We start from the raw sequence: 5,884 nt of genomic DNA, 5'->3' as shown, positions 1-5,884 counted from the left end.
TTCGAACATAGTTCTGTCAGCTCTTTATTTCTGTTTACGCAAAATTTTCGAAGTATGCCTCCAACGCCTCCAGCTGTACGCTGGCATCCTCTATGGCGTTGAATGTGCGCCGAAACTGGTCATCTGGAGCGTGCTCCTGAAGGTACCAGGAGACATGTTTGCGCGCAATTCGGTACCCCTTTGCCTGACCGTAAAAGTCATGCAATTCCCGAACATGTGCACAAAGTATGCGTTTCACCTCTGCCAGAGGCAGAGAGGGCAGCATCTCCCCAGTGTCCAGATAATGCTGGATTTCCCGAAAGATCCAGGGTCTTCCCTGAGCGGCACGGCCTATCATAAGGGCATCTGCCCCCGTATAGTCGAGCACAGCTCTGGCTTTAAGCGGGTCAGTAATGTCGCCATTCGCGATAACCGGAATGGAAACTGTCTGCTTAACTGCCCGAATACTGTCGTACTCAGCTTCTCCGTTAAACAAGCAGGCGCGAGTGCGTCCGTGGATAGTCAGAGCCTGAATGCCACAATCTTCAGCCAGTTTGGCAATCTCTACACAGTTACGGTGTTCCGGCGCCCAGCCAGTGCGAATCTTGAGAGTGACAGGAACGTCCACTGCTTTCACCACCGCGGTCAGGATAGAGTGCACCAAATCCGGGTGTTGCAAGAGGGCTGAACCTGCAAGCTTGCGATTCACTTTTTTCGCCGGGCAACCCATATTGATATCAATAATTTGGGCGCCACTTTCAACGTTAATACGTGCGGCTTCCGCCATTTCTTCAGGAACGCTGCCGGCAATTTGCACGGTGCGGATCCCGGGCTCGTCAATGTGCACCATCCGTAAACGGGATTTGTCGCTCTCCCACACTTGCGGGTTGGAGGACAGCATCTCAGAAACGGTTAAACCTGCTCCCATCTCGTAGCACAGCGTCCGGAATGGTCTGTCAGTAATGCCAGCCATGGGCGCTGCGATCAGGCGATTTCTGAGCTGGTGGTGTCCGATGCGCATGAGTTAAGAAATGACCATACTGTGACTGCAAGGCGGCGTATATTACGCATTTTTTGCACGAGATGAAAGGCCAAACTTTGAGCAATCCTCTGTCGTAGATCAAGGAATCGCCAGTCGGTGGAAAGTGAAAAAATTAATCGCTATTTAAATCATTGCGTTATGCACAAATGGTGAATTTACATACAGATGCAATTTTGCGTAACTTCTCAATTTTTCCTGCAAGAAGGGGAGCAGAAAAGGGATAAGCTGCTGCATTAATCAGCAGATTATCCCGATAATTGTGGGCTGGATCTCATTTCACCGCTGGGGCGTGAAGGCGCAGTGTCACCTCTACCCAGCGTGAGTAAATCAGTTTTTACGCCCGGTAATCCGACACCACTCTTCCTTCTCAACTACCGGGTCAAGAGTGAAAAGCGGAGCATACGCTTCGCAGACACTTTCAGCCTGGCTTGCCAGAATACCGGAAAGGCCCAACAGACCGCCCTCAACGGGCAGCACGCTGATTAACGGTGCCAGTTCACGTAATGGGCCTGCCAGAATGTTAGCGACCACCACATCGGCTTTCATGGCCTCTGGCTGGTCTTGTGGCAGATAGAGCTCCAGCCTGTCGGAGACCCCATTGCGTTCTGCGTTATCGCGGCTGGCCTGAATGGCCTGCGGATCGATGTCGATCCCAATCGCTTTGGCCGCACCCAGTTTCAGGGCGGCAATGGCGAGGATCCCGGAACCACATCCGAAGTCGATCACTGTCTTACCGTCAAGATCCAGACCGTCCAGCCATTGCAGGCACAGCGAGGTTGTCGGGTGAGTACCGGTACCAAACGCCAGCCCCGGATCGAGCATCACATTAACCGCATTCTCGTCTGGCACATCGCGCCAGCTTGGGCAAATCCACAGACGTTTGCCGAACTGCATTGGGTGGAAGTTATCCATCCACTCACGTTCCCAATCTTTGTCTTCAAGCTGTTCAATTTTGTGGACAAAACCGGCGCCCAGCAGCGGATGGTGTTCAAGGATCGCCACCACCTCTTTCATGTCAGTTTCCGCATCGAACAGACCGATAACATCGGTATCGCCCCACAGGCGGGTTTCACCCGGCAGCGGCTCAAACACCGGCGTGTCATGGGTGTCCTGGAAGGTGATGGAGACAGAGCCCGCTTCCATCAGCGCATCGCTCAGTTCCTCAGCGTTCGCGCCGGTGGTGTTTAGTTTCAGTTGGATCCATGGCATGGCAAAACTCTTTTAATGATTAACAGTGATATTCGGGGCTTGCGCCGCAGGACGACCAAAAAGGTTGCCGACAACAAAAGCCAGTAAACTTAGTAGCAGCGCCGGGACAATCGGGTGAAAGCCCAGATACTGAATTTTCAGGGTGGCGAGCAGTGCATAAACCACGCCGCCGACGATCATGGCGCTCAATGCCCCGGCGGCATTAGCGCGCTCCCAATATAGACCCAGCACCAGCGGCCAAAGGAATACGGCTTCCAGCCCACCAAATGCGAGCAGGTTCAGCCAGATGATCATCTCGGGTGGACGCCAGGCCGCCAGCAGCAGCAGGGCACCGAGGACCAGGGTAATCAGCGCTGACATGCGTTTCAGACGCTTTTCATTCTGGAGCTGTTCCGGGTGGAGACTCAGATAGAGATCTTTGATGATCGTAGCGGAACTCTGCAATAACTGCGCGTTGATGGTCGACATGATCGCCGCCATCGGCGCGGCAAGGAAGATCCCGGCTGCAACCGGTGGCAGCACTTTTACCATCAGCGTTGGGATAACCAGATCCGGAACGGTGAGATCAGGGATCACCGCGCGACCCAGCGCGCCTGCCAGATGCATACCCAGCATCAGGATCGCGACCACAATCGTGCCGATAATAATACCGCGATGAACCGCCTTGCTGTCTTTGTAGGAGATACAACGTACGGCGGTGTGCGGCAGACCAATCACCCCGAAGCAAACCAGCACCCAGAAAGAGGTCATAAATGTCGGGGAGAGGATATCGTCGGCGCCCTGCGGTGAAATCAGCTTAGGATCGATTTGCTCCAGGGTCTGAACCGCATGGCCCAATCCTCCCGCCGCATGCACGACACCAATCAGCAGCACGATAGTGCCAATGAGCATCACCAGCCCTTGCATGGAGTCGTTGAGCACGCTGGCGCGGAAGCCACCAAAGGCGGTGTAGAGCGCAATGCTCACGCCGAAAATCAGCAAGCCTGTTTCGTAAGGAATACCCGCAGCCGTTTCGAGCAGCCGCGCACCGCCAATAAACTGGACGGTCATCGCGCCGACAAAGGCGACTAACAAACTGAGACTGGCCAGCCACACCAGCAAAGGACTCTGATAGCGAGCGAGCAGCATGTCGTTCAACGTGACAGCGTTATAACGGCGGGCAAGGATCGCGAACTTTTTGCCCAGCACGCCGAGCGACAACCAGACTGCCGGGAGCTGGATCATCGCCAGCAGTACCCAGCCGAGGCCGTATTTGTATGCCGCGCCTGGCCCGCCGATAAACGAACTGGCGCTGATGTATGTGGCAACCAGCGTCATCGCCAGCACAAACCCGCCCATTGAACGGCTGCCCAGGAAGTACTCATTCAGGAAGGTGCCGGTTGAGCGTTTTCGCATGGCATAAACCGACAAACCAAAGACCACTAACAGATAAGCGATAAGCGGCAGGATCACTTCAAGCTGCATCGTCGTCCTCCAGCGGGATCTCACGATAGATAAATTTCACCATCGCCCAGCACAGCACGATAAACAGCAAGGGCACCAGCAAGCAGGCCATTTCAAACCAGTGCGGCAGGCCCGTAAAGCCGATCAATGAATTTGGTATGTAAGCACTCGCTAACCATGCGGCGAGATAGAGGAGGGTTAGCCACAACGCCCAGCGGGCTTCTTTGTGTGCCTGAACAAAACGCGCGTCCATAAGGCTCCCAGGGTCAATGTAAAGCGGGGATTGTACCTTAAGGGGCTGGCAAGGGGAGAGAAAAAGAAAAAGGCCGGAGGATCCGGCCTTTTGCGCAGTGCGGAGAATTACTTCTCGTTCATGCCGAGTTTTTTCTCCAGATAGTGGATGTTGGTCCCACCATGCTGGAAGTTCTCGTCGCTCATGATGCGCATCTGCAGATCAACGTTGGTTTTGATCCCGTCGATGATCAGCTCTTGCAGGGCGTTCTTCATGCGAGAAATCGCCACGTCACGGGTTTCCCCGTAGCAAATCAGCTTGCCGATCATTGAGTCATAGTACGGTGGCACAGTGTAGCCAGCGTAGATATGAGATTCCCAACGCACACCGAAACCGCCTGGTGCGTGGAAACGGGTGATTTTACCCGGGCTCGGCAGGAAGGTGTTCGGATCTTCGGCGTTAATACGGCATTCCACCGCATGACCGCGAACCTGAACTTCTTCTTGCTTGATGGACAGCGGCTGGCCTGCAGCAATGCGCAGCTGTTCTTTGATCAGGTCAACGCCGGTGATCATTTCGGTTACCGGATGCTCAACCTGAATACGAGTGTTCATTTCGATGAAATAGAACTCGCCGTTTTCAAACAGGAACTCGAAGGTACCCGCACCGCGATAGCCGATGTCCACACAGGCTTTGGAGCAACGCTCGCCGATATAGCGACGCAGTTCCGGGGTAATGCCCGGTGCTGGCGCTTCTTCGACAACTTTCTGGTGACGACGCTGCATGGAGCAGTCACGTTCAGCCAGATAGATAGCGTTACCCTGGCCGTCTGCCAGTACCTGGATCTCGATGTGACGAGGATTTTCCAGGTATTTTTCCATGTACACCATGTCATTGTTGAATGCGGCTTTCGCTTCAGCTTTGGTCATGGAGATGGATTGAGCCAGTTCAGCGTCGCTGCGCACAACGCGCATACCACGACCGCCGCCTCCGCCGGAAGCTTTGATGATAACCGGGTAGCCAATGCGTTTTGCATGAGCACGGTTAGCATCCATATCTTCGCCCAGCGGGCCGTCAGAACCCGGAACGGTTGGGACGCCCGCTTTCTTCATTGCGGTGATGGCAGACACTTTGTCGCCCATCAGGCGGATAGTGTCAGCTTTCGGGCCGATGAAGATAAAGCCAGAGCGCTCAACCTGCTCAGCAAAGTTGGCGTTCTCAGACAGGAAGCCATAACCCGGATGGATTGCCACCGCGCCAGTGATTTCAGCGGCGCTGATGATAGCCGGGATATTCAGATAGCTTTTTACGGAAGGAGCCGGGCCGATACAGACCGTCTCATCCGCCAGCAATACGTGTTTTAAATCGCGATCCGCAGTGGAGTGCACAGCCACGGTCTTGATGCCCAGTTCTTTACAGGCACGAAGAATACGCAGTGCAATCTCGCCACGGTTAGCGATGACAATTTTATCCAGCATGTTCGCCTCGTTACTCGATGACGACCAGCGGCTCGTCAAATTCTACCGGTTGACCACTTTCGACCAGGATAGCCTTCACGGTGCCCGCTTTGTCGGCTTCGATCTGGTTCATCATTTTCATGGCTTCTACGATGCACAGGGTATCGCCCACGTTCACCTTCTGACCAATTTCGATGAATGCTTTCGCGTCCGGGCTTGGGGTGCGATAGAAGGTACCTACCATCGGGGAGCGTACGATGTGACCACTGATTTCAGCTTTTGCCGCTGGCGCTTCAGCTGCTGCTGGCGCGGCCACAGCCGGTGCAGCCTGCTGCTGCATCATTGGCGCAGCGTAAGCCTGTTGCATTACCGGGTAGCTGCCTGCTGGCGCTGCACGGCTGATGCGTACAGACTCTTCGCCTTCAGAAATTTCCAGTTCGGAGATGCCTGATTCTTCAACCAGCTCGATCAGTTTTTTAATCTTACGAATATCCATGAGTGGGTTCCGTACTCTTTGTTTAG

Annotated in this window: 6 protein-coding genes; all 6 read right to left on the bottom strand. The window is 54.3% G+C overall.

All coding sequences use genetic code 11. The features are described 5' to 3' along the window. Positions 1–34: 34 nt before the first annotated feature. On the bottom strand, positions 35–1,000 hold the full coding sequence (gene dusB, locus ACRCWW_RS06140; RefSeq protein ID WP_438681615.1) for a tRNA dihydrouridine synthase DusB: 966 nt from the start codon (positions 998–1,000) through the stop codon (positions 35–37). A 348-nt stretch (positions 1,001–1,348) separates the two neighbouring features. After that, positions 1,349–2,230 (bottom strand): 50S ribosomal protein L11 methyltransferase, encoded by an 882-nt coding sequence (prmA, locus tag ACRCWW_RS06135; RefSeq protein WP_438681614.1) that lies wholly within the window; start codon positions 2,228–2,230, stop codon positions 1,349–1,351. Positions 2,231–2,242: 12 nt separating this feature from the next. Then, positions 2,243–3,694 (bottom strand): sodium/pantothenate symporter, encoded by a 1,452-nt coding sequence (panF, locus tag ACRCWW_RS06130; protein ID WP_438681613.1) that lies wholly within the window; start codon positions 3,692–3,694, stop codon positions 2,243–2,245. Continuing rightward, the gene (locus ACRCWW_RS06125; protein ID WP_438681612.1) at positions 3,684–3,926 is read right to left on the bottom strand and encodes a YhdT family protein; all 243 of its coding nucleotides are present in this window, start codon (positions 3,924–3,926) and stop codon (positions 3,684–3,686) included. Before ACRCWW_RS06125 ends, panF begins: the two co-directional genes overlap by 11 nt. 107 nt (positions 3,927–4,033) lie before the next feature. Then, positions 4,034–5,383, bottom strand: a complete 1,350-nt coding sequence (gene accC, locus ACRCWW_RS06120) for an acetyl-CoA carboxylase biotin carboxylase subunit (RefSeq protein WP_438681611.1) — start codon at positions 5,381–5,383, stop codon at positions 4,034–4,036. A 10-nt stretch (positions 5,384–5,393) separates the two neighbouring features. Then, positions 5,394–5,858 (bottom strand): acetyl-CoA carboxylase biotin carboxyl carrier protein, encoded by a 465-nt coding sequence (gene accB, locus ACRCWW_RS06115; protein ID WP_438681610.1) that lies wholly within the window; start codon positions 5,856–5,858, stop codon positions 5,394–5,396. Between the last annotated feature and the right edge of the window lie 26 nt (positions 5,859–5,884).

Origin of the sequence: Scandinavium sp. (assembly GCF_051650185.1) — a bacterium.
Classification (GTDB): Bacteria; Pseudomonadota; Gammaproteobacteria; order Enterobacterales; family Enterobacteriaceae; genus Scandinavium.
This window is presented reverse-complemented; position numbering and strand designations above follow the sequence as displayed.

Coding starts and splice junctions, on each gene's coding strand:
- dusB (WP_438681615.1), bottom strand. CDS start 1,000: ATGCGCATCGGACACCACCAGCTCAGAAATCGCCTGATCGCAGCGCCC.
- ACRCWW_RS06125 (WP_438681612.1), bottom strand. CDS start 3,926: ATGGACGCGCGTTTTGTTCAGGCACACAAAGAAGCCCGCTGGGCGTTG.
- accC (WP_438681611.1), bottom strand. CDS start 5,383: ATGCTGGATAAAATTGTCATCGCTAACCGTGGCGAGATTGCACTGCGT.
- panF (WP_438681613.1), bottom strand. CDS start 3,694: ATGCAGCTTGAAGTGATCCTGCCGCTTATCGCTTATCTGTTAGTGGTC.
- accB (WP_438681610.1), bottom strand. CDS start 5,858: ATGGATATTCGTAAGATTAAAAAACTGATCGAGCTGGTTGAAGAATCA.
- prmA (WP_438681614.1), bottom strand. CDS start 2,230: ATGCCATGGATCCAACTGAAACTAAACACCACCGGCGCGAACGCTGAG.